The organism is Planococcus antarcticus DSM 14505, from assembly GCF_001687565.2.
GTDB lineage: Bacteria > Bacillota > Bacilli > Bacillales_A > Planococcaceae > Planococcus > Planococcus antarcticus.
Window position 1 is genome coordinate 562,501 of sequence record NZ_CP016534.2, and the last position, 24,120, is coordinate 586,620.

12 protein-coding genes, 1 tRNA gene, 3 rRNA genes and 4 pseudogenes (1 of these 20 only partly in view) are annotated in these 24,120 nt (G+C 42.6%); 18 read left to right on the top strand and 2 right to left on the bottom strand.

What is annotated here, in order from left to right; translation table 11 throughout:
* The 8 genes and pseudogenes from BBH88_RS02975 to tsaD all read left to right on the top strand — a co-directional run.
* Positions 1-532, top strand: a 16S ribosomal RNA gene (locus BBH88_RS02975) (it extends 1,020 nt beyond the left edge of the window).
* Positions 533-732: 200 nt separating this feature from the next.
* Positions 733-3,657 (top strand): 23S ribosomal RNA (locus BBH88_RS02980).
* Positions 3,658-3,734: 77 nt separating this feature from the next.
* Positions 3,735-3,849 (top strand): 5S ribosomal RNA (rrf, locus tag BBH88_RS02985).
* The 16S, 23S and 5S rRNA genes sit together here with 1 tRNA gene alongside, the layout of an rRNA operon.
* A gap of 10 nt (positions 3,850-3,859) precedes the next feature.
* A tRNA-Asp gene (locus BBH88_RS02990) sits at positions 3,860-3,932 on the top strand.
* A gap of 1,466 nt (positions 3,933-5,398) precedes the next feature.
* A pseudogene (gene tsaE / locus BBH88_RS03005) lies at positions 5,399-5,849 on the top strand (tRNA (adenosine(37)-N6)-threonylcarbamoyltransferase complex ATPase subunit type 1 TsaE).
* Positions 5,846-6,540: pseudogene (gene tsaB, locus BBH88_RS03010) on the top strand (tRNA (adenosine(37)-N6)-threonylcarbamoyltransferase complex dimerization subunit type 1 TsaB). Before tsaE ends, tsaB begins: the two co-directional pseudogenes overlap by 4 nt.
* The gene (gene rimI, locus BBH88_RS03015; protein WP_065537322.1) at positions 6,537-6,977 is read left to right on the top strand and encodes a ribosomal protein S18-alanine N-acetyltransferase; all 441 of its coding nucleotides are present in this window, start codon (positions 6,537-6,539) and stop codon (positions 6,975-6,977) included. Before tsaB ends, rimI begins: the two are co-directional and overlap by 4 nt.
* Positions 6,978-6,983: 6 nt before the next feature.
* Positions 6,984-7,995, top strand: a pseudogene (gene tsaD / locus BBH88_RS03020) (tRNA (adenosine(37)-N6)-threonylcarbamoyltransferase complex transferase subunit TsaD).
* Positions 7,996-8,372: 377 nt separating this feature from the next.
* Here tsaD and BBH88_RS03025 read toward each other — a convergent pair.
* On the bottom strand, positions 8,373-10,307 hold the full coding sequence (locus BBH88_RS03025; protein WP_006831528.1) for an ABC-F family ATP-binding cassette domain-containing protein: 1,935 nt from the start codon (positions 10,305-10,307) through the stop codon (positions 8,373-8,375).
* Between the two features lie 130 nt (positions 10,308-10,437).
* Here BBH88_RS03025 and BBH88_RS03030 point away from each other — a divergent pair, with 130 nt between their 5' ends.
* The 3 genes from BBH88_RS03030 to tatC all read left to right on the top strand — a co-directional run bounded on the left by BBH88_RS03030 (position 10,438) and on the right by tatC (position 12,126).
* Positions 10,438-11,070, top strand: coding sequence for a redox-sensing transcriptional repressor Rex (locus BBH88_RS03030; RefSeq protein ID WP_065536178.1), 633 nt, complete (start codon positions 10,438-10,440; stop codon positions 11,068-11,070).
* A gap of 90 nt (positions 11,071-11,160) precedes the next feature.
* Positions 11,161-11,355 (top strand): twin-arginine translocase TatA/TatE family subunit, encoded by a 195-nt coding sequence (locus BBH88_RS03035; protein ID WP_006831530.1) that lies wholly within the window; start codon positions 11,161-11,163, stop codon positions 11,353-11,355.
* A gap of 12 nt (positions 11,356-11,367) precedes the next feature.
* The gene (tatC, locus tag BBH88_RS03040) at positions 11,368-12,126 is read left to right on the top strand and encodes a twin-arginine translocase subunit TatC (protein ID WP_006831531.1); all 759 of its coding nucleotides are present in this window, start codon (positions 11,368-11,370) and stop codon (positions 12,124-12,126) included.
* Between the two features lie 202 nt (positions 12,127-12,328).
* Here tatC and BBH88_RS03045 read toward each other — a convergent pair whose 3' ends face one another.
* On the bottom strand, positions 12,329-13,147 hold the full coding sequence (locus tag BBH88_RS03045; protein ID WP_006831532.1) for a CPBP family intramembrane glutamic endopeptidase: 819 nt from the start codon (positions 13,145-13,147) through the stop codon (positions 12,329-12,331).
* Between the two features lie 191 nt (positions 13,148-13,338).
* On the opposite strand from BBH88_RS03045, the gene groES reads away from it, so the two are divergent.
* The 7 genes and pseudogenes from groES to BBH88_RS03080 all read left to right on the top strand — a co-directional run bounded on the left by groES (position 13,339) and on the right by BBH88_RS03080 (position 23,777).
* Positions 13,339-13,623, top strand: a complete 285-nt coding sequence (gene groES / locus BBH88_RS03050) for a co-chaperone GroES (RefSeq protein WP_006831533.1) — start codon at positions 13,339-13,341, stop codon at positions 13,621-13,623.
* 31 nt (positions 13,624-13,654) lie between these two features.
* Complete coding sequence (gene groL / locus BBH88_RS03055; RefSeq protein ID WP_065537321.1) at positions 13,655-15,286, top strand: chaperonin GroEL; 1,632 nt, start codon at positions 13,655-13,657, stop codon at positions 15,284-15,286.
* 411 nt (positions 15,287-15,697) lie between these two features.
* Positions 15,698-17,740, top strand: a complete 2,043-nt coding sequence (locus BBH88_RS03060; RefSeq protein ID WP_006830538.1) for a glycosyltransferase — start codon at positions 15,698-15,700, stop codon at positions 17,738-17,740.
* Complete coding sequence (locus BBH88_RS03065) at positions 17,730-19,031, top strand: glycosyltransferase (protein WP_006830537.1); 1,302 nt, start codon at positions 17,730-17,732, stop codon at positions 19,029-19,031. The genes BBH88_RS03060 and BBH88_RS03065 overlap by 11 nt, the downstream gene beginning before the upstream one ends.
* A 30-nt stretch (positions 19,032-19,061) precedes the next feature.
* Positions 19,062-20,399, top strand: a complete 1,338-nt coding sequence (locus BBH88_RS03070; RefSeq protein ID WP_065537320.1) for a uracil-xanthine permease family protein — start codon at positions 19,062-19,064, stop codon at positions 20,397-20,399.
* Positions 20,400-20,505: 106 nt separating this feature from the next.
* Positions 20,506-21,287, top strand: a pseudogene (locus BBH88_RS03075) (TCP-1/cpn60 chaperonin family protein); the annotation flags it as partial.
* A gap of 897 nt (positions 21,288-22,184) precedes the next feature.
* Positions 22,185-23,777 carry a BCCT family transporter gene (locus BBH88_RS03080; RefSeq protein ID WP_065537319.1) on the top strand — a complete coding sequence of 531 codons (1,593 nt, stop codon included), beginning with the start codon at positions 22,185-22,187 and terminating at the stop codon, positions 23,775-23,777.
* Positions 23,778-24,120 lie beyond the last annotated feature (343 nt).

Consider the following 24,120-nt stretch of genomic DNA (forward strand, 5'->3'; position numbering starts at 1 on the left):
AGAGATACGCCTTTCCCTTCGGGGACAGCGGTGACAGGTGGTGCATGGTTGTCGTCAGCTCGTGTCGTGAGATGTTGGGTTAAGTCCCGCAACGAGCGCAACCCTTGATCTTAGTTGCCAGCATTCAGTTGGGCACTCTAAGGTGACTGCCGGTGACAAACCGGAGGAAGGTGGGGATGACGTCAAATCATCATGCCCCTTATGACCTGGGCTACACACGTGCTACAATGGACGGTACAAAGGGCTGCAACCCCGCGAGGGCAAGCCAATCCCAGAAAACCGTTCTCAGTTCGGATTGCAGGCTGCAACTCGCCTGCATGAAGCCGGAATCGCTAGTAATCGTGGATCAGCATGCCACGGTGAATACGTTCCCGGGCCTTGTACACACCGCCCGTCACACCACGAGAGTTTGTAACACCCGAAGTCGGTGAGGTAACCCTTGTGGAGCCAGCCGCCGAAGGTGGGACGGATGATTGGGGTGAAGTCGTAACAAGGTAGCCGTATCGGAAGGTGCGGCTGGATCACCTCCTTTCTAAGGATAAATTCGGAACCGAGGTTTTCTCGGGGTTGACGTTTTGCGTTCAGTTTTGAAGGTTCACCTTCAGGCGGCAACGCCTTTTTTTGTGACTTTCAATCTTGTTCTTTGAAAACTGGATAAAACGACATTGAAACAAAAATGAAGCAATTCATGTACGCGTGGCACTTGGTGCCACAACTTTTTAATTAACCATTGGTTAAGTTAGAAAGGGCGCACGGTGGATGCCTTGGCACTAGGAGCCGAAGAAGGACGGCACTAACACCGATATGCTTCGGGGAGCTGTAAGTGAGCTGTGATCCGGAGATTTCCGAATGGGGGAACCCACTGTCTTTAATTGGGCAGTATCCATGTGTGAATTGATAGCACATGAGAAGGCAGACCCAGGGAACTGAAACATCTAAGTACCTGGAGGAAGAGAAAGCAAATGCGATTCCCTGAGTAGCGGCGAGCGAAACGGGATCAGCCCAAACCAAGAGGCTTGCCTCTTGGGGTTGTAGGACACTCTATACGGAGTTACAAAAGGCAGGATTAGGCGAAGCGACCTGGAACGGTCCGCCACAGCGGGTAATAGCCCCGTAGCCGAAAACCCTGCCCCTCCAGAGTGGATCCTGAGTACGGCGGAACACGTGAAATTCCGTCGGAATCCGGGAGGACCATCTCCCAAGGCTAAATACTTCCTAGTGACCGATAGTGAACCAGTACCGTGAGGGAAAGGTGAAAAGCACCCCGGAAGGGGAGTGAAATAGATCCTGAAACCGTGTGCCTACAAGTAGTCAAAGCCCGTTAATGGGTGATGGCGTGCCTTTTGTAGAATGAACCGGCGAGTTACGATTGCATGCAAGGTTAAGCTGAGAAGGCGGAGCCGCAGCGAAAGCGAGTCTGAATAGGGCGACAGAGTATGCAGTTGTAGACCCGAAACCAGGTGATCTACCCATGTCCAGGGTGAAGGTAAGGTAACACTTACTGGAGGCCCGAACCCACGCACGTTGAAAAGTGCGGGGATGAGGTGTGGGTAGCGGAGAAATTCCAATCGAACCTGGAGATAGCTGGTTCTCTCCGAAATAGCTTTAGGGCTAGCCTCAAGATAGAGAATCCTGGAGGTAGAGCACTGTTTGGACTAGGGGCCCATCCCGGGTTACCGAATTCAGACAAACTCCGAATGCCAGTGATTTATGCTTGGGAGTCAGACTGCGAGTGATAAGATCCGTAGTCAAGAGGGAAACAGCCCAGACCACCAGCTAAGGTCCCCAAATATCCGTTAAGTGGAAAAGGATGTGGCGTTGCTTAGACAACCAGGATGTTGGCTTAGAAGCAGCCATCATTTAAAGAGTGCGTAATAGCTCACTGGTCGAGTGACACTGCGCCGAAAATGTACCGGGGCTAAACGGATTACCGAAGCTGTGGATGGATCTCTTCGGAGATCCGTGGTAGGAGAGCGTTCTAAGGGCGTTGAAGTCAGACCGGAAGGACTGGTGGAGCGCTTAGAAGTGAGAATGCCGGTATGAGTAACGAAAGACGGGTGAGAATCCCGTCCACCGAATGCCTAAGGTTTCCTGAGGAAGGCTCGTCCGCTCAGGGTTAGTCGGGGACCTAAGTCGAGGCCGATAGGCGTAGACGATGGACAACAGGTTGATATTCCTGTACCACCTCCCCGCCGTTTGAGCAATGGGGGACGCAGAAGGATAAGGAGAGCGTGCCGTTGGTTGTGCACGTCCAAGCAGTGAGGCGTGGAATGAGGCAAATCCCATTCCTGATACGTTGAGCTGTGATGGCAAGAGGTTTACCTCAGAGTCCCTGATTTCACACTGCCAAAAAAGCCTCTAGCGAGGCGGGAGGTGCCCGTACCGCAAACCGACACAGGTAGGCGAGAAGAGAATTCTAAGGTGAGCGAGTGAACTCTCGTTAAGGAACTCGGCAAAATGACCCCGTAACTTCGGGAGAAGGGGTGCTCTGGTAGGGTGAATAGCCCGAGAGAGCCGCAGTGAATAGGCCCAGGCGACTGTTTAGCAAAAACACAGGTCTCTGCAAAACCGTAAGGTGACGTATAGGGGCTGACGCCTGCCCGGTGCTGGAAGGTTAAGGGGAGTGCTTAGCGCAAGCGAAGGTGCGAACTGAAGCCCCAGTAAACGGCGGCCGTAACTATAACGGTCCTAAGGTAGCGAAATTCCTTGTCGGGTAAGTTCCGACCCGCACGAAAGGCGTAACGATCTGGCACTGTCTCAACGAGAGACTCGGTGAAATTATAGTACCTGTGAAGATGCAGGTTACCCGCGACAGGACGGAAAGACCCCGTGGAGCTTTACTGTAGCCTGATATTGAATTTTGGTGCAACTTGTACAGGATAGGTAGGAGCCTTAGAGCCCGGAGCGCCAGCTTCGGAGGAGGCGTCGGTGGGATACTACCCTGGTTGTATTGAAATTCTAACCCACATCCCTGATCGGGATGGGAGACAGTGTCAGGCGGGCAGTTTGACTGGGGCGGTCGCCTCCTAAAGAGTAACGGAGGCGCCCAAAGGTTCCCTCAGAATGGTTGGAAATCATTCGCAGAGTGTAAAGGCAGAAGGGAGCTTGACTGCGAGACGTACAGGTCGAGCAGGGTCGAAAGACGGGCTTAGTGATCCGGTGGTTCCGCATGGAAGGGCCATCGCTCAACGGATAAAAGCTACCCCGGGGATAACAGGCTTATCTCCCCAAGAGTCCACATCGACGGGAGGTTTGGCACCTCGATGTCGGCTCATCGCATCCTGGGCTGTAGTCGGTCCCAAGGGTTGGGCTGTTCGCCCATTAAAGCGGTACGCGAGCTGGGTTCAGAACGTCGTGAGACAGTTCGGTCCCTATCCGTCGCGGGCGCAGGAAATTTGAGAGGAGCTGTCCTTAGTACGAGAGGACCGGGATGGACACACCGCTGGTGTACCAGTTGTTCTGCCAAGGGCATCGCTGGGTAGCTATGTGTGGCCGGATAAGTGCTGAAAGCATCTAAGCACGAAGCCCCCCTCAAGATGAGATTTCCCATTGCGCAAGCAAGTAAGATCCCTCAAAGACGATGAGGTAGATAGGTTCGAGGTGAAGCGTGGCGACACGTGCAGCTGACGAATACTAATCGATCGAGGACTTAACCAAATAATGTATCATGAAGGAATTTCAATGGGTCAATGTCGTTTATCCAGTTTTGAGTGAACAAGCACTCAACCAAATAGTCCAGTGATGATGGCAAAGAGGCCACACCCGTTCCCATCCCGAACACGGCAGTTAAGCTCTTTTGCGCTGATGGTAGTTGGGGTTTCCCCCTGTGAGAGTAAGACGTCGCTGGTCTATTTTTTTTGGTCCCGTGGTGTAGCGGTTAACATGCCTGCCTGTCACGCAGGAGATCGCCGGTTCGATCCCGGTCGGGACCGTAATTTTGATGATGAACACAGCGACCTTGCTGTGTTTATTTTTTTTGTTCTTCAGTAAACTATCTACTACCTAACTCCCTTCATACCTGTTGCTTGAAGTGGGGCTTCTCGACTTATTGTTGCTTTTGGTAGCCAACGAAAACAGACTGAGCTAACCCTTGTGTTCCAAGAGGTTGGTTATTAGGACATTCCCAACAGTAGGATGCCTTCGTTTTGATGTTGATGGGCGTTCGAGTCCCTGCCAGAAACAAATAAACAATCTCAAAAATATACGTTCCAAAAGAGCGAGCTGTGCTTTCAACGCGCCGAGAGTTCCAACCCTCTTTGTCGAAGGGGCATCTTTGCTGCTTGTGATCAGCCATTTGCCTCGGTCTGCTAATTGGTTGTGGAAAAATATGGTGAACACTCTACATGCTTTTACCGAAATGATAGGCTTACGTCAGGCCTGTCATGTTGAATTCTTCAATTACGATGCAATCGTAGCAAGAACTATTCTTTTCAATGCTTTGTGCAGGAAGTCTTTCCGCTAGTTGATCATGCAGAAGAGCAACTTGCACCCATTGCAGGTGCCAACGGGCGAGTCCTTTTGTTCTGCAGGACAAAGATGTGTTGCTCTGTTGCCAGCTTTGCTACTGTTTGTTGGTGGAAACCGGGGTAATTGGCTTTTTCATCCTATTCGCTCTCGACAAACCAACTCTTCAAGGCGATTCAATCCAACGATTTGAATTATTTCTTTCAAAACTGGCGTGTGCTCATGCCCAGGCAAGATGGAAATGTGATATTTCCCGCGGCAGTGATGGAACTGGACGTGCCTTGGGGTGGTGAGGCGGAATCTCTCAGTGTTGGTTACATTTGATCTGACGAACCAAAAGCGTACTATTTCCGTTCACCCTATTCGTTGTGAAAGAATGTTTGATCTTTCGGGTTTGTGAAATGTGAAAACTTTGTACGCCCCAAAAAGAAGTTGGGATAGGCTTTTTGCAGACTCATTTGGGCAGTGCTAGGCTGTCCGCTTCCTTGAGCGAGTCAAGTGCGGTCTTGCGTTTGTCAGACGTTGGAAACTTCTATTGGTTTAACAGCTCCTTGTGATTTTTAATTTTTACATGTCTTTATTTACTCAACTAACATCAAGTCAAAGCCAACACAAACACGGCAGAAGGTTTTGGCCACTTATGCTTCTTGTTCGGATGTAGGTAGAGTGGAATTTGTAGGCTATATCCTTTCGCCTCGCTTCTGTTCTCTTGATTAGTTCTCAATTGGAAAAAGAAAGACAGTTTAAGTTTGCACCAAGCGATATTCATCTCCCTCTTAGCGCTGGGCTTTGCTCTTCACCTGCTTGAAGATGCGACTCTTTTCGGGAAATGTTAAAGAATGACAAAACCTGCCATCAGAAAAAACGATATATTTTGATTTACTACAACAATTTCGCTAAACTATGTAAAGACTCAATAGAGGTGACTAAAAAAATGATGTATACAATTATGCTGAATTCACCCGAGGAAACTGAAGCTTTTGCGGTCACTCTAGCAGAATTATTGGAGCCGCGGGATTTGCTAACGCTGGAAGGAGACTTAGGTGCGGGAAAAACAACCTTCACGAAAGGCTTAGCAAAAGGCCTTGGAATTCAACGGATGGTAAATAGCCCAACCTTCACAATTTTAAAGCAATATTCGGGACGCCTGGATTTGAATCATTTTGATGTCTACCGTCTTGAGAACAGTGACGAAGACATCGGATTTGATGAGTTTTTCAGCAGTGAAGCGGTCTGTAATTGAATGGGCAACATTTATAGAAGAGTACCTGCCAAAAGAACGCCTAGAAATTACAATTAACCGACAGTCTGAGCAAGGGCGCAAGATGGTCCTTTATCCGATTGGCAGACGCTATGAAAATCTTTGCAGGGAGCTAAACTTATGATCTATCTTGGAATCGACACCTCGAATTCTCCATTAGCTATTGCGCTGATTGAGGATGGCATGGTCTTAATAGAAGAAACGTCTAATTTGAAAATCAATCACTCGTTAACAGCAATGCCGGCGATAGAAGAAATGATGAAAAAAGCCAAAGTGTTGCCTGCCGATCTGACCCACATTGCAGTAGCAGAAGGTCCTGGTTCTTATACAGGCGTCCGCATCGGTTTAACCATTGCGAAAACATTGGCTTGGTCGCTGAAAATTCCACTTCATCCTGTTTCTAGCTTAAAAGTGCTTGCTGCGAATGGACAGGGGTTTGATGGGCTCGTTTGCCCGATTATGGATGCTCGCCGCGGTACGGCCTTTATTGGATTGTATGAGGGGATTGATTTGGAGCCAGTACTTGCTGATCAGCATAGTGATGTGAGGGAATTTCTTTTGAAGGTGAAAGAACTCGATCGCCCTGTGCTGTTCACGGGGTTGATGCGGCATTGCACGAAGCACTAATCATTGAGGTATTGGGTGAGGCGGCTCGATGGAGTAGCATCCAGAACCGGCTGCCGCGTGCGTCAAATCTAATTTTGCTGGCACAGGAATCTAAGGAAAGCGATGTTCATCACGCCGTTCCTGAATACCGCCGAATCACGGAAGCGGAAGCCAATTACAATAAAGCTCAAGAAGGTCACAACTTATGAATGAAGCAGTAAGATACAGAAAAATGACGACTGCGGACATCGAAGAAGTCTACGAAATAGAAAGTTTATCATTTACCTTAGCTTGGACCAAAGATGCTTTTTACCATGAAATGACTAGCAATGAGCATGCGTATTATGTGATTGCTGAAACAGATGAAGGCATCGTTGGATACTGTGGAATGTGGCTGGTGATGGATGAAGCGCATGTCACGAATATCGCTATCCATCCTGATCAGCGCGGAAAAAAACTGGGTGGTGGTCTGATGCAAGCTACCATCGACACAGCGAAGGCGCATGGCGCAGTTCTGATGACATTGGAAGCCCGCGTCAGCAATATAGTAGCGCAAAATCTTTACCGGAAATTAGGTTTTAAAAATGGAGGCATCCGTAAGCGGTATTATACGGACAATTACGAAGATGCCATAGTGATGTGGTGAACTTTGATGAATAAAGATATTTATATATTGGGAATTGAGACGAGCTGTGATGAAACGGCAGCGTCCATCGTTAAAAATGGAACCGACATTATCTCTAATGTTGTGGCTTCACAAATCGAGAGCCATAAACGTTTTGGCGGTGTGGTCCCGGAGATTGCTTCAAGGCATCATGTGGAGCAAATCACTTTGGTTATTGAAGAAGCTTTACAGTTGGCGGAATGGAACGCATCAACTAGATGCAGTAGCAGTAACTGAAGGTCCAGGTCTGGTTGGGGCGTTACTAATTGGGGTCAATGCAGCAAAAGCCTTTGCCTTCGCGCATCACCTGCCTTTGGTCGGCGTTCATCATATTGCGGGCCATATTTATGCGAACCGGTTGGAACAGGAAATGGAGTTTCCTCTCCTTGCCTTGGTTATTTCAGGGGCCATACGGAATTGATTTACATGAAAGAACACGGAGATTTTACTGTGATAGGAGAAACGCGAGACGATGCTGCGGGAGAAGCGTATGATAAAGTCGCTCGGACGTTAAACTTGCCTTATCCAGGAGTCCACATATGACCGATGGCACATGCCAGTGACAAAGCAATAGCATTTCCACGGATTTGGCTAGAGAAGGGTCTTATGACTTCAGCTTTAGTGGATTGAAATCCTCAGTATTAAACTATATGCATAATGCGGCGCAGCGTGGAGAAAAAGTAGCTCCTGAACACATAGCTGCCGGATTCCAGAATAGCGTGATAGAAGTGGTTACGGGTAAAACGATGCGTGCGGCTGAAGAGTACAAAGCTCGTCAAGTAATTGCAGCGGGCGGAGTTGCCGCAAATAAAGGATTGCGATACTCGCTGAAAACAGCATTTACGGAAAAAGGGATTCCGTTTTATATTCCTTCTTTGTCTTTGTGTACCGATAACGCAGCAATGATTGCGGCGGCAGGAACTGTTATGTATAAAAAGGGCTTTATGGAAACATGGCCATGAATGGTCGTCCAGGTATGCCTTTAACATCATGGATTTAATAGAAGCAAGTAATTTCATCATTTCAGGAGCTCTGAAATGTGTGAAATTACTTGCTCTTTTTTACATAAAATTCAGACTTTCATGAAACGATGCATACTCGTTCTGTCAATAGAGAACATTTGTACTTATGCACAATTTGTGAATAAACTGTTATAACTAAGGGTGAAATAGAGGATATTCTATATATTGTGTGCTTGAAAGTGGAAAACTATGTGGGCAACTTTTATTCGGGCTGTGGACAATGTGGAAAAGTCTGTTGATAGTTGATTAGACAAGCGAAGGATTGTGGAGAAATCTGTGGAAATAAATATTTTGCGAATTCCTATTGACCTATATATAGCCATAAAAAAACCGGCTATAAAATAGCCGGATAAAATCAAATATTTTCAATTTTTTCCTGGAGTTCAAGCCATTGGGTCATCGTTTCTTCGTGACTTGCTTTCAGTCTTTCCAATTGATTTTGGAGCGGCAATACCCGCTCGTGGTCCTGGAAGATTTCTGGTTCGCACAATTGCTCTTCGATTTCGACAATTTGCTGATCTAGCTTCTCCATGTCCTGTTCAACTTCTTCCGACTGGCGGATGAGCTGGCGTTCCAGCTTTTTGGCCTCTTTATCAATCTGCGAAGTGGATACGGCTGCAGCTGTTTTTACTTCGGCAACTATACCAGCTTCATCAAGAGCTTTCAATTCAGCGATTTCCAGCTTTTTCTCTATATAATAATCATAGTCACCCAAGTATTCGGTCGTGCCATCCCGTGTAAGTTCAACGACTTTCGAAGCGATCCGGTTCATAAAATAGCGATCATGCGATACAAAAAGCAAGGTACCCGGATAATCCAATAAGGCATTTTCGAGCACTTCCTTACTGTCGAGGTCCAAATGGTTGGTTGGCTCATCAAGTAGTAGGACATTAGCTTTTTGCATCATGAGTTTTGCCAGTGCAACACGTGCCTTCTCACCGCCAGATAATGTAGAGACGGGTTTCAGCACATCATCGCCGGTAAACAGAAAACGCCCTAGGATGCCGCGTATGTCTTTCTCGTTGATAAGAGGGTAATCGTCCCATAATTCGTTTAGTACCAGCTTATTGCCTTTTAAATTGGCCTGCTCTTGGTCGTAGTAGCCAAACTGAATACCGGTTCCGTAATGGACGTCGCCTTCGAGCGGTTTCAGTTCTTTTATGAGAGTTTTCAGCAAAGTCGATTTGCCGACGCCGTTTGGACCGACCAGCGCTAGGCTTTCCTGTCGGTACAGCTTCAGTGAAATATTCTCAGAAACCGGCTTATTGCTATAGCCGATTTCCAATGACTGAACGTTCAAGACGTCATTGCCACTCTGCTTGCCGATAGTGAAGCCGAAGCTGGCTGATTTTTCACTGCCATCCGGGGCTTCCATCCAATCGGTTTTCTGTAGGGTCTTTCTGCGGCTTTGCGCCATTTTGGTCGTTGAAGCCCGTGCCAGGTTGCGCTGGACGTAATCTTCGAGCTTGGCTTTCTCACCCTGCTGTTTCTCGAACTGCTTTTGATCCAATTCGTATTGCTTAGCTTTTTCATCCAGGTAGCGGCTGTAATTGCCGTTATATTTTTTAACGCGATGACGGGAAACTTCGTAAACCAACGTCACGACCTGGTCGAGGAAATAGCGGTCATGGGAAACAATCAGTAACGCACCTGGATAATTCTTCAAGTAGTTTTCCAACCAGCTTAGGGTTTCGATATCCAAGTGGTTGGTCGGTTCATCGAGAATTAACAGCTGCGGCTTGCTGAGCAAATGCTTGGCAAGCATCAAGCGCGTTTTCTGGCCACCGGATAAAGACGTCACTTTCTTACCGAAGTCCTCCGGATAGAATTTCATGCCGTGCAGGATGGCTCTTGTATCCGCTTCATACTGATAGCCGCCCGCATCCTTGAAATCATGCTGCAACAAGTCGTACTCTTTCATAACTTTATCGTTTTCTGCGGGGTTATTGTATATGTCAGGTTCGGCCATCTGTGCTTCCAGCAGGCGAAGTTTTGCCTCCTGTTCACGGAAATGATGGAAAATCGTCATCATTTCATCCCAAACAGTGGCTTCTGATTCCAAATTGCTCTGCTGTTCCAGATAGCCGATTGTCAAATCTTTCGGCATGCTGATATCTCCGTTGTCATAGGACATTTCACCGGCTATGATTTTCAGTAACGTGGATTTTCCCGCGCCGTTGCGGCCTACCAATGCTACGCGGTCACGGTGCTGGACTTCCAATTTGACGCCTGACAGAATCTCTTCCGCACCAAATGATTTATGGACTTGATTTACTTGCAAGACAATCATGTAGGTCACCTCTATTCTCTTTAAGTGTAGCTGATGGGGCGCTTGTTCGCAATTGGACAAGCCTTTACATATCAAGGCTCCTAATGTAAGATGAAAGCGATTTGACAACACCTCAGGAGGATGCAAGCGTATGTTACACGAGACATCTAAAATTCCGCAAGCCACGACTAAAAGGCTGCCGTTGTATTACCGTTTTCTTCAAAATTTTGCGAACGCTGGACAGATACGGATTTCCTCGCAAGAATTGAGTGAAGCGATGAAAATTGATTCGGCCACTATCCGTCGCGATTTTTCACATTTGGGCGCGCTTGGCAAAAAAGGATATGGCTATGACGTTAAGGAGCTGCTGCTGTTTTTTCGAAAGACCCTCGATCAGGACGAAGCTACAAATGTGGCACTAATCGGCGTCGGAGGATTGGGCAGTGCATTTCTAAAATATAATTTCCACCGAAACCACAATACGAAAATTATTGTGGCATTTGACTCGAACAGTCCGGTAGAAGGCGAAAAAATCAGCGAGATCGATACGTATCATCCAGACAAAATCGAAGAGAAAATCAAAGAGTACGGCGTAGAGTTGGTCATTTTGACTGTGCCGTCACGATCGGCACAGGAAGTGACAGACCGCTTGGCAAAGACTGATATCAAGGGGATTTTGAATTTTACGCCCGTGCGTATTTCGGTGCCCGATCATATTCGTGTCCAGACCATCGATTTGTCGGTAGAATTGCAGACCTTGATTTACCAGATTAAGCAGCATTGACTTAAAACCTTCACATTTTCAAGCTCTTTCCAAATAGCCAAACGCGCTCGAATGATGTAGAATAAAGCCATAATACAGGAGGTGCCACGTATGCCAGGTCCAATGAGTATAATCATAATCGGTGTTGTTGCTTTGATTGTTTTCGGTCCGAAAAAGTTGCCGGAACTTGGAAAAGCGTTTGGTTCGTCTTTGCGTGAGTTCAAAAATGCTACAAAAGGACTTGTGGACGATGACGACGATAAAGTAGATTTGAAAAAGAAAGATGAGCAAAAGGAAATACGTTAGGATGTTTGTCCGATGACCGAAAAAGATATGACGTTAGTTGAACATATAGTTGAATTGAGAAAACGGCTGACCATTCTAGTCGTTTTCTTTATATTGGCGCTTATTGTCAGCTTTTTTCTTTCCCAGCCGCTGATCCAGTATCTGCAATATACGGAAGAAGCGAAAAATCTTACCTTAAACGCATTTAAAATTACCGATCCACTGAAAATCTTTATGCAAGTAACGATGATTTTAGCGTTGATCATCACGTCCCCTTTAATCATGTATCAGTTTTGGGCGTTCATCAGCCCAGGTCTTCTCGATAAGGAGCGGAGAGCGACATTAAGCTATATTCCGTTTTCCCTACTGTTGTTTTTGGGGGGGATTGCGTTTGCATATTTGATCCTGTTTCCTTACGTCATCGGATTTATGTTGAACATCTCTGATAATATGGATATACAGGAAACCATCGGTATCAATGAGTATTTCCAGTTTCTGTTCCAGATCACGTTGCCGTTCGGTTTGATTTTTCAGCTGCCGGTACTGATGCTGTTTCTAACGAGGCTCGGCATTATTACGCCGATGCTGATGACGAAGTACCGCAAGTTTTCATATCTCGGATTAGTAATCGTTGCGGCGTTTATTACCCCGCCGGACATCGTCTCGCATATGATTGTGACCTTGCCGTTGATCATACTATACGAGTTTAGTGTCATCATCGCCAAAATTGGCTACCGCAAGTTCCTGAAAGCGGAGCAGCAGCAAATCATCGAAGAGCAGCAACAGCCATAGAACAACAAAAAGCCTTTTCCCGAATTGATTCGGGGAGAGGCTTTTTGATTGTCCAGATTCCGACGGTCAAATTCTCAGGACATAAGCCAAATGCAGTGCCTAGCTTTGACAGGCACTTCTACGTTTCGCGCGAAGTGGCAAAGAACGCGCTTCGCCGTTTCGTCTTATGTCTGTCGAATCTGAGCGGCCGTTTCCGCTTTTCCTACTGTAGGTTTTCCATTTGTTTTTGGAACTCCAAAATTTTATCCATATTGAGCTGAATGAGCATCACATAACCATTCAAACAGATATGGGCGATGATGGGTGTGATAATACGCTTGGTTTTTTGGTAAAGGAACGCCAAGATCAACCCGGTGGTGAAATACAGCAGCAAGTGCGTAAAGTCGAAATGAATCAAAGCGAACACTAAGGCACTGATGGCTGTCGCGAAAAAGAAGTTGGTGGTTTGGTTAAGCGAACCGAACAGCACGCGGCGGAAAACCAATTCTTCAAGAATCGGGCCAAATAATACGATGGAAACGATAGCGAGCGGAACAGCTTCAGCGATATTCACTAATGAAGCTGTGTTTTCAGAACCGGGTTCAATGCCAAGAAGATTCATTTCAATTAAAGCGGCGATCGATTGCCCAATTAATAAGAGCAAGAAGCCGAGAAAGCCCCAGACAATAGACATCAGTAAAGAAGATTTTGTGCCTTTCCAAATATCAAAAAAGCGTTTGTCTCGGAAAATGACGAGCAGCGTAATGATAAAACCAATGCCCATCGTCAGGAAAATCAGCCAGCCTGAAGTGGCGGCAGCGGCTGCATCGCGGTCCATACCCTGCCCCTGAAAGTAACTCAAGGTAGGCGCGATAAACAAAATCGGTGAAAGCTGTGCGGCAATGAAAATCAATAACACATACAGCGGTGTTTTTTTGCCTTTGAATTTTGGACGATAGCCGGTATCTTTTTTGGCTTTTGGTTTGGACGGACTGCCATTTTTTAAAAAGTTGTCTATGAAAGTTTTTCGTTTGGTGGGCATGATGTAATTCCTTTCACTTTTAAGCTCCTTCCATTGTAGAGCTTTCCGAGAATAACCGCAAAGAAATCAAAATCATGATGGTTCCTGCTTGCAAAAGACAGAAGATTTTATTAAACTTGTTAATGGGTTAGCACTCAGAGGTTGAGAGTGCTAAGCGAGAACATGTAGATAATTTGAGGAGGGTGTTTCAATTGTTAAGACCACTAGGAGATCGTGTAATTATTGAGCTCATCGAAGCGGAAGAAAAAACGTCAAGCGGTATAGTCTTACCGGGATCCGCACAAGAAAAACCGCAGGAGGGCCATGTGATCGCTGTAGGAAATGGACTTATCCGTGAAAACGGGCAGCGCACAGAATTGGACGTGCAAGCTGGCGACCGCGTCATCTTCTCGAAATACGCAGGATCTGAATTAAAATATGAAGGCAAAGAATATTTGATTTTACGTGAAAACGACATATTAGCAGTTTTAGGCTAAAATAAACCAACGACACAGGAGGAAGCTAAACATGGCAAAGGATATTAAGTTCAGCGAAGATGCACGCAGTTTAATGCTGAAAGGCGTAGATAAATTAGCAGATGCAGTAAAAGTGACACTTGGGCCAAAAGGGCGCAACGTAGTTCTTGAGAAAAAATTTGGTTCACCGTTGATCACGAATGATGGTGTGACGATCGCGAAAGAAATCGAACTTGAAAATGCTTTTGAAAACATGGGCGCGAAACTTGTTGCGGAAGTTGCTTCTAAAACAAACGACATTGCCGGTGACGGTACAACGACAGCTACGGTTCTTGCGCAGGCAATGATCCGTGAAGGCTTGAAGAACGTTACAGCTGGCGCGAATCCAGTAGGCATACGTCGCGGAATCGAATTGGCCGTTGAAAATGCGCTTGAGGAACTAAAAGCTATTTCTAAGCCAATCGAAGGCAAAGAATCAATTGCACAAGTTGCAGCGATTTCGTCTGGTGACGAAGAAGTAGGTAAACTGATTGCTGAAGCAATGGAGCGTGTCGGCAACGACGGCGTTATCACGTTAGAAGAGTCACGTGGCTTTACGACTGAGCTTGATGTAGTCGAAGGCATGCAGTTTGACCGCGGATACCAGTCACCATACATGGTAACGGATTCAGATAAAATGGAAGCAGTTCTTGAGAACCCATTCATCTTGGTTACTGACAAAAAAATCGGCAACATCCAGGAAATCCTGCCAATCCTTGAGCAAGTCGTTCAGCAAAGCAAACCCTTGTTGATCGTTGCTGAAGATGTTGAAGGCGAAGCGTTGGCAACATTGGTTGTCAATAAATTGCGCGGCACGTTTAATGCAGTAGCTGTTAAGGCTCCAGGCTTTGGTGACCGTCGTAAAGCTATGCTCGAGGATATTGCTACATTGACGGGCGCAGAAGTGATTACAGAAGACCTTGGACTTGAATTGAAATCAACGAATATCGCTCAGCTTGGACGCGCATCAAAAGTGGTTGTTTCGAAAGAAAACACAACCATCGTAGAAGGCGCCGGCGATCAGAAGAACATCATCGCACGCGTTACCCAAATCCGCAGCCAGCTGGAAGAAACAACTTCTGAGTTCGACAAAGAGAAACTGCAAGAACGTTTAGCGAAATTGGCTGGCGGCGTTGCCGTGATCAAAGTCGGAGCAGCAACTGAAACGGAGTTGAAAGAACGTAAACTTCGCATTGAAGATGCCTTGAACTCGACTCGCGCAGCTGTAGAAGAAGGAATTGTTGCCGGCGGTGGTACAGCATTGATTAACGTCTACAACAAAGTGGCTGAACTTCTTGAAACACAAGAAGGCGACGTAGCAACTGGCGTCAACATCGTGCTTCGTGCACTAGAAGAGCCAGTTCGTCAAATCGCAACAAACGCAGGCCTTGAAGGATCCATCATCGTTCACCGTCTGAAAACTGAAGAAGTCGGTATCGGCTACAACGCCGCTAACGGCCAATGGGTCAACATGGTGGACGCAGGTATCGTCGATCCAACCAAAGTTACTCGTTCAGCATTACAAAACGCAGCATCTGTTGCAGCCATGTTCTTGACGACTGAAGCAGTCGTAGCAGACTTGCCTGAACCAGCAGGACAAGGTGGCGGCATGCCTGATATGGGCGGCATGGGCGGCATGATGTAATAACGTCGAAAAGTGTTGATTTGACGACATTATAAGCGTTTTTATTTTAAAATGTTCATTTTTTTGCTCATGTTTCATTAAATAAGATTATCTGAGAGGTCTTTCATTAAGTCTAATAACTTAATGAAAGACCTCTTTTTTACGTTTATTGTCATGTGTTCATAAATCGGAAAGCGAGAGTTTATGTCGCTATGGCCAGCATTAGGAAATAAACATTTAAAATACGAATATTTTATACTCATTGAGTTGGAGCGATTAAAAAATGTTTTGAATACTCTAGAAGCATAGGATTCAATATTTTTTTATTTTCTAAAATCACTATCGCAATCATGAAACTTGACATATAGCTTATTAGTTATAAGTATAGTGTAATAAGAGACTAATCTATTAAAGGTATTGGAGGGTGAAAAAATGAATGAGTTTATTGAGTTTAGAAATCATGTTTATGATAATGAAAGTAAATATATTTATCCTCTCCAATTTTTAGATGATTACATAAATAAAAGTAAGACTATAAATTCCAGAGAACGAGTAGTAATAAAGCAAATTCGAACAATAAAGCAAATAGAGCGGAAAAAGAAACTAGGCGAAAAAGAAATAGATGAATTATACTCATTTTTGGGAGAGGATTCATATACAGACCGATTTATAGTTGATACTCTTTTAAAATTATTCAATGATGATATAAAGCAGATAGTAGAGAAAAAAACAAAAGACTTACTATCACAACAACAGTATGACAGTCAAAAGCTATATCATGTTTTAGATATTTGTATTGAATGTGATATCGATATTTTAAGTGATCATGATATCTTATTTATGCTTCAGAAATACAAACTAGATTTAGATATAATTTCTATCTTAATGGACTATATGGATAGTTTTAAAAGACAGGGGTTTAAAGATCATATATACAAATTATTGACCTTAGATTACCCTGATAATATAAAAATCCAGGTATTAAATTTATTAGGAAATTTGTATTCAATAGAAACCGTTGATCAATCATTTGTGAAGAAGAATATAATAAATGAGAAAAACAACGTGTTTTATGATAGTTATATCAACTTTCTCAATACAGATTTTAAATTTGAAAAGCAAGGTACTTCAATTTTGCAGTCAATGTTTTATGGAGATTTTGAAGATAGCGGGAAAGGAAATAATGGAGGGTTAGCAGTATTATTAAAAGGTTTGGGTGAAGAGATATCAAAAGACAGTAGTGTGTCTTATGTATTTACTATTACCATAACTCAAGAATTAAATAAGCCGTTTATCAGATTTTATGGAGATAAACATGTATTTATTAGGTTGCCAATATATTTAGATCAGTCTGTAGTATCAGACAAGTTTATAAAAAGAGAATTATTTATAAAAAGATATATAGGTAATTTTTTAAGACAGTCAGAAATAAAGCCAGATGTTTTTCATATACGATTTTTAGATAACGCTTCTAAATCTGTTGCTCATCTATGTAAAGAATTAAATAGAAAACTTGTATTTACACTAACACCAGACCCACACAGAAATATGTTTGATGGATCCGGTCATTTAAAAGAACTTGGTTTTAAAGAGCTTATTGAAAAACTAAATAAGATAAAAATAGGTGATGAATTAATATACACAAGCGATGGAATAGTTGGTATAGGGAATGCAGATGTAAAAAAAGAACTTGAGATATATTTCCCTCAATTTAAAGATGAAAATATAAATGGAAGAATAAGAATGATAGGTGAAGGAATACAAATAGATAAATCAATGGATGTAGAGGACACAGATATCTATTCAAATCGCTTTATAGAATTAAGTGAAACAAATAAAGATTTTTTTGAAAGACCTGTAATCTTAAATGTAGGGAGACTATCTGTTTTAAAAGGACAGATCGAACTTTTAAAAGCGTGGTCAAACTCCAAGCTTTCGGAAACTCATAATCTTCTAATAATAGGAGGAGACTTAGAGAGACCAAATAAAGAAGAAGAAATGGTTATTAATTTTTTTAAGGATTACGTACAAAAGCATCCTCAATTCAAAGACAGATTCATACATAAAGGTGCCATGTCGAATTTGGATATAAGATTGCTTGAAAGGAATATTATTAAGAGAGACTTTAACTATCCTCATATATATCTTTGCTCAAGTGTAAAAGAAGAGTTTGGTATAGCTATTTTAGAAGCTATGTCCATAGGATTTCTAACCCTAGGTCCTATAAAAGGTGGAGTTAAGAGTTATATGAGAAATGGAGAAAATGGATTTTTAATCGACACCAGTAATTGGGAAACGATTGCAAAAGAAACAGAAAAACATATTTATGATACTAAAATTGATAAAGATGAATTTAAAAAAATTCAAGCTGCAGGACAAAAAACTGTAGATGAAAACTTTTCCATTAAAAAGATTTCAAATGAGTTTGTATCATTTTATTTATCTTTAAAAGGAGAAGAAAATAATGAAATATAAAAAAATATTTTTTATAAGTCCACCTTTTTATTCGCATTTTAACCCTTTGTTAGTGTTAGCAAAAAGTTTCCAAGAATATGGTGCAGAAGTGACATTTGGTTGCAGTATAGAATTTAAGGAAAAAATCTTGAAAGAAAATTTAAAGTTTTATGAAATAGATATAAGTACAAATAAAAACATTGGGAAAGGTGAAAACACAATACAACCAGATACTGAGAGAATAAGATTAGAAGAATTCTTTGAGTCGACAAAAAAAGGTGCAGTAGAAACACTTATAACTCAGTCTCACCACAGAAAGGCTGATATGCTTTATAATCCAGAAGAGCTTATAGATAAGATAAAGTTAATAGATGATTCAATAGATGTTGATCTTTATGTGGTAGATATATTATCTTACTCTGTTACTCTTAGCTTGTATTTTTTAGGTCTGCCTTTTATCACATTTTGTCCTCCTCATCCCAATACTATTCCAAAAGAAGGAAAGTATTTTAATGTACCTAAAAGCTGGCCCGAGGCTATAACTATCAAGGAAGAAGATTTGAGGATGTTAAAGCAGGTTTCGACCCAAACTCAAAGAGAATTTACTGAAGTTTTTAACAATATTATCACTGAAAATAAGTCTATTAAAAAAATTAGTAATGCTTTTAGTTTGGTCTCTGAAATAGCTGTTATCTACAATTATTTTGATTTTAACAACATTGAAAAAAATGAAGAAAAACCAAAGGAAATATTTATAGGAAATTCATTCAAAGCGGTTACATTAGATGAAGAATGGCTAGAAAAAATAGATACAAAAGAAAAGATAATAATGATAAGTTTAGGAACTTTTTTATCTAATAGAAAAGATGTACTTGAAAAACTTATCCTATTAGTCAGAGAAATTTACCCTAGTGCTCTATTAATAGTTTCTGCAGGTAGTAATGTTGAGAAATTTAAAAAATATAGCTCGCCAAATACAATAATAGAAGATTTCATACCTCAAATAGCTCTTATGCATTATGTAGACACAGTTGTATTTCATGGTGGATGTAACACGTTAACAGAAGCTATGTACTATGGAAAAGAGATGGTGATATTACCATTTTCTAGTGACCAGTTTAATATAGCATATGATGTTGAAAAGAATAAATTAGGAAGAGTGTTGGATCCAAACAACTTTAGCAAGGAAGAATTATCGAAGGCATTTAATGATATAGAAGAGATTTCTAAAGATAGTTTACTGTATTGGAGAAACACCTCAAGAGAAAGAGGCGCAGATTATGCAGCAAAAAAAATATTGGAGATAGAATAGAATATAAATAGAGTTGAAAAGAGGTGTTTTATGAAAAAAATAGTTGGATATAATAATAAAGTTACGAACACAAATAAATATGATGTAGATGGTATACCCCCATTAAAAGAAGCAATACCTTTGGGATTACAGCATATTTTTGCAATGTTCCTAAGTAATATTGCCGTCCCTATCATAATCGCAGGTGTGGTTGGCATCACAGGATCTGATTTAACGATATTGGTTCAAAGTGCAATGATCATGGCAGGAGTTGCAACTATTATCCAATGTTACCCAATATGGAGAGTAGGAGCAGGACTCCCAATAGTTATGGGTACTAGTTTTGGATTTCTACCTACAAATATAGCTATAGCAAGCTCCTATGGTATATCAGGATTATTAGGTGCAAGTCTTGTAGGAGGTTTATTTGGCGGGACCTTAGGATTTTTTATAAAGAAATTAAGGAGGTTCTTTCCAAAAATTGTAACAGGTACAGTAGTTCTTACTATAGGTTTGTCACTTTTACCTACAGGTATTATAGCTATGGCTGGAGGAAGTGGATCTGAAAATTTTGGATCAGCTAAAAACTGGATGGTGGCTTTACTAGTATTGGTAATTGTAATCTTTCTAAATAGATATGCAAAGGGAATGGCTAAAACATCTTCAATTTTAATAGGAATTGTCGTTGGATATATGGTTGCTTTGCCACTAGGTATGGTAGAATTTTCAGCAATAAGAGAAGCTACATGGTTTTCAATTCCAAAACCATTTTATTTTCCCATGGAATTTTACTGGGGAGCTATACTACCTATGTTAATTATGTTTATCGTTACATCTGTTGAGACAGTTGGAGATGTTACAGCAATTACTAATGGGGGAGCAGACAGAGAACCCACGCCTGATGAGCTTTCTGGCTCAGTAATAGCAAATGGTTTTACATCTTCTCTAGCAGCGGTTTTTAATTCTTTGCCAAATACATCTTTTAGTCAAAATGTAGGAATGATAGCATTTACAAAAATAATGAGTAGATATGTTGTAGCTCTTGGCGCTGCGTTTTTAATATTGGCTGGTCTTATTCCTAAGTTCGGGGCTCTTATATCTACAATGCCACAAGCAGTTATTGGAGGTGCCACAGTAATTATTTTTTCTCAAATTACATTAACAGGTATAGACATATTGACATCAGAGCCTTTAAATGAAAGAGCAAAGATTATCATTGGGTTATCTTTAGTATTTGGACTCGGATTAAGTCAAGTACCCGATGCTATGAACGCATTTCCAGACATTGTTAAGTTGTTGTTTGGAGAATCTGGAATAACAATAGCCTGTTTTGTTGCTATTGTATTGAACCTAGTCATCCCTAGTGATCCGATAAGAGAAGACGCATAGACGTATTTTGAGAATATGCTTATCAATCGTACTGTATGTTGTAAAGACTAAAGTTTGCCTGTGCAATAGTTAATTCTGAATTCAATGTTGCACAGGTACTCTAAAGTACGGCGATCGTCGTAAGGCTAGTGCAATCCTAACAGGTGGCCAAGTGATTACAGATGATCTAGGACTTGATCTGGAGTTTGCTGACCTACCATCATTAGAACGCGCTTCGAAGATTGTGGTTACAAAAGACAAGACAATAATTGTTGAAGGAATCGACGATGTAACTTCTATTGAATCGCACGTTGGCCAGATCCGTTCACAGTTGTAAGAATCAACTTCTGTATTCGACAAAGAGAAACTACAAGAGCGTCTAGCTAAACGATCAGGCGGCGTTGCCGTGATCAAAGTCGGAGCGGCAACTGAAACGGAGTTGAAAGAACGTAAACTTCGCATTGAAGATGCCTTGAACTCAACTCGTGCAGCTGTAGAAGAAGGAATCGTTGCTGGTGGCGGTAATACACTAGTTAACGTCTACAAACAAGTAGAAGCATTGCTTGAAGATACCGAAGGCGACGTAGCCACTGGTGTTAACATTGTTCTTCGTGCACTAGAAGAGCCAGGCTAGTACGTCAAATCGCAACAAACGCGGGCCTTGAAGGATCCATCATCGTTCACCGTCTGAAAACTGAAGAAGTCGGTATCGGCTACAACGCCGCTAACGGCCAATGGGTCAACATGGTGGACGCAGGTATCGTCGATCCAACCAAAGTTACTCGTTCAGCATTACAAAACGCAGCATCTGTTGCAGCCATGTTCTTGACTACTGAGGCAGTCGTAGCAGACTTGCCTGGACCAGCAGGACAAGGTGGCGGCATGCCTGATATGGGCGGCATAATGTAATTCTAGCTAACTAATGAAGAGAGAAACCTTGTTTTCTAAAGGTTTCTCTCTTTTTTTGCATGTAAAAGTGACCATGCTCCAGTGTTTCTTGTAGGCACCAAAAAGCGATGCATTAGTTTTTTGAAATATCTTTATTTGCCGAATTAAGATACTTGGGTTCATGCGTTCGTATGATTAAATTTCCGGATAAAGGATGTTAACTGACGCTATCTCTTCAATTAATGCTTTAAGGAGTAAAAAGAGTTGGTAAGTTGTGTTTGTATCATATACAATTACATACTTATTGCAAAAAAAGCTTTCAAGTGCGAAGCTCTTTCTTTTTATGCGTAAGAAAGGGCAAAAACAATTGGGAATACTGAGTTTTTTGGATAATGTGGCTTACATTAGTTGCTATACAAGTTGAACTAGTGAATATTCATAATTGATATTCCGCAAAACAGCTCCGCTTGCCGCGGGCGGGCGCCAAGCCTCCTCAGTCACTTTGCTCCTGCGGGTCTCCACTGTTTTGCTCCATATCGAGAGATATCTTAGCGGAGGCGCGGCAAGGGGCTAGGCGAAGCTAGGCCCAAGCGACCGAAACGATTTTCAATAGGATACTTCTTTCGTTCAACTTATGTATAGGTGAATGGTCAAACTTACAAAGCCAACTAGAGTAGGTAGAAATATTGAACAAAGCAGAACAAGTCCAAGTCGTTAGTAGCGAAAAAAGGGATGTTGCTCGAAAAAGCTTATGCAGATTACGTTATTGTGCGTGTGAAACATCAACAATCGACTGCTGATGATGTTTCACACGCGAGGCAGTGGTTGAGATTGATACCATTATCGAAGTAGAGTGATTTCTTTACTTCTTTCAAAGGGTAAGTATCTATAATAGATGCTTATAAAGGAGGGTATATTTTGAATAAATATGGATCTAGGACGGATTGGCCCGTACTATTCATCAGTGGTGGGTTACTTGTGGCTTTTGTTATAGCATCGTTTATCGATGTAGATTTTGTATCGAATACAGTTAATCAATCCTTCGCTTTTGCTGTGAAATATTTCGGAGGATTTTGGCAAGTTTTGTTTTTAGGTACGTTTTTTATCGCACTTTTCCTTGGATTCTCAAAATACGGTAATATTCGTCTAGGTGGCATTGAAAAGCCAGAAGTGGCTTATTTTAAATGGCTTGCCATGATTATGACAACCTTGCTTGCGGGTGGAGGGGTATTTTGGGCAGCTGCCGAACCGATGTACCATTTTCTTGATCGTTCACCTAATTTTGCAGGTTCTGGTGTGGAATCGGCTACTGAAAGTGCCGTCATTCCAGCATTTGCACAGGCCTACTTGCATTGGGGATTTCTTGCGTGGTCGATTCTCGGAACGCTTGGAACAATTGTATTAATGTATGCGCATTACCAAAAAGGCATGCCGTTAAAACCGCGTACATTGCTGTACCCGTTGCTTGGTGAAAAAATTATGAAAAACAGTGCGCTTGGTACCATTATCGATGCGTCTGCAGTGATTGCTGTAGCAGCGGGGACGATTGGACCAATTGGCTTTCTTGGACTGCAAGCTGCTTACGGAATGGAAGTATTGTTCGGGATACCGAACAACTTGTTTACGCAAGTAATTATCATTGTTGGTGTAGTAATAATCGCTACGATATCGGCTGTTTCAGGGTTACGCAAAGGGATCCAATTTTTGAGTAATTTAAATATCATTATTACGCTGATTTTAATGGTTGCGATTTTAGTGTTAGGACCAGGCGGATTTATCCTTGATACGTTTCTTGCAGCATCTGGAGTCCATCTTCAAGAATTTCTTGCAATGAGTACGTTTTGCGGGAATTCGGTTTGGTTAGGTTCTTGGACCATCTTTTTTTGGGGTTGGTTCCTCGGATATGGACCAATGATGGCCATCTTTATTTCAACGATTACTCGCGGACGCACCATTCGCGAATTGATTTTGGCCGTGTCTATTACAGCACCAATCGTTACGGCATTTTGGTTTACGGTTGTTGGAGGCACAGGAATGTTTTATGAGCTAGCTCAGCCAGGCATTATTTCGGATGCATTAAATGCATCTGGTATGCCAGCTGCGATGATGGCCATTACGCAACAACTACCACTCAATTCATTAATTGCACCATTGTTCTTGTTAGTCACAGTTTTATTTGTTGTCACGACAGCCGACTCGATGGCATATACAATTTCAGTTGCGATAACAGGAGATGGTCACCCTCCAAAGACGATGCGTATTTTTTGGGCAATTATTATGGGTACTGTAGCGATCGTGCTCTTAATGATTAGTGAAGGTGGAATTGAAGCAATTCAATCGTTTATTGTTGTTACGGCAATTCCTGTTTCACTGCTTTTAGTGACAACATTTTGGGCTGCTCCGAAAGTGGCGAAAATTATGTTTGAAGATCAGTTTGGCGTTGACCCTAAACTGAAGAGTAAAGCATTTGTGAAGAAAGAAACGGAAGGCGATTCACTAAAAGATTCATGATAAATGACGGGATTCATATTCGTCTTGTCGAGGATTGTGTTTTGTAACAAACAGTAAAAGTAAACTTAAAAACAGTCAGCATCTTATCATGAAGATGCTGACTGTTTTTATTAATGTAGATGATCATTTTCAGTCGAACAATCAGAAATCAAAAACAGTTCAAGTCGATACACAGTAGCTAACGCAAGTCTGGCGCAGTTCGAGCACGAGACTAAGCGGAAGAACCATGAATCAGAGACCCGGGCAAGATGTCTCATTTAAAGAAAATTCATGAGCGCCATGCCCCTCGAAGCTAGGTTTGGCAGTGTCGCCGAACCTATCCCAAACAACCGACTGAATCAAC